The organism is Legionella resiliens, from assembly GCF_021344005.1.
Classification (GTDB): Bacteria; Pseudomonadota; Gammaproteobacteria; order Legionellales; family Legionellaceae; genus Legionella; species Legionella resiliens.
Window position 1 is genome coordinate 1 of record NZ_JAJTND010000002.1, and the last position, 549, is coordinate 549.

Consider the following 549-nt stretch of genomic DNA (forward strand, 5'->3'; position numbering starts at 1 on the left):
GGATACATCAACGGTATAGTTTCCTGCATCTGCTAATACTACACTGGGGATGTTATAGCTTGCAGCAGTGGCTCCAGCAATTGCTACCCCATTTTTTTTCCATTGGTAGGAGAGAGGGGCAGTACCTGTTGCGATTACCGAGAAGGTTACAGATTGCCCGACGGTTACTGTTTGGCTGACAGGTTGTGTGGTAATTGACGGGGGAGTTTCGGAATTTACAGTTAATACTGCAGTACTACTTGTTACAATTCCAGCCGAATTGGATACATCAACGGTATAGTTTCCTGCATCTGCTAATACTACACTGGGGATGTTATAGCTTGCAGCAGTGGCTCCAGCAATTGCTACCCCATTTTTTTTCCATTGGTAGGAGAGAGGGGCAGTACCTGTTGCGATTACCGAGAAGGTTACAGATTGCCCGACGGTTACTGTTTGGCTAACGGGTTGTGTGGTAATTGACGGGGGAGTTCCGGAATTTACAGTTAATACTGCAGTACTACTTGTTACAATTCCAGCCGAATTGGATACATCAACGGAATAGTTTCCTGC

The 549-nt window shown here is 45.7% G+C and carries 1 protein-coding gene; it reads right to left on the reverse strand.

Going from position 1 to position 549, the window contains the following annotated elements; genetic code table 11:
- On the reverse strand, positions 1–549 hold a 549-nt coding region (locus tag LXO92_RS03705; protein ID WP_233291518.1), incomplete at both ends, for an immunoglobulin domain-containing protein.